General features: G+C 73.9%; 1 pseudogene. It reads right to left on the bottom strand.

The features are described 5' to 3' along the window. Positions 1-284, bottom strand: a pseudogene (locus QM019_RS12775) (ISL3 family transposase); the annotation flags it as partial.

Here is a 284-nt window from a genome sequence, read left to right on the forward strand (position 1 = left end):
GGATCGCGGTGTTCGCGGTGTGCCAGGACACCACGAGGCCTGCTGCGGCTCGGGTGACGGTGAGGTGGTCGACCACGATCGCGGTGAGTGCCCACGCGATCCCGCCGCGGGAGATCTTCGCCCGGGGCGCCGCAGCCTTCGTCGTGTCCTGCCGCCACGTTCGGCGGCAGTGTCCGCACCGGTAGCGGCGCACGCGGACCAGCAGCGTCGTCGGCCGATGCCCGAACGGCTCGTGCGCGCGCGGCCGGGTCACCGTGTCACGCGGCACACCCTCAGCGCCGCAC

It is taken from the genome of Gulosibacter sediminis (assembly GCF_030011715.1).
In the GTDB taxonomy this organism is placed as follows: Bacteria; Actinomycetota; Actinomycetes; order Actinomycetales; family Microbacteriaceae; genus Gulosibacter; species Gulosibacter sediminis.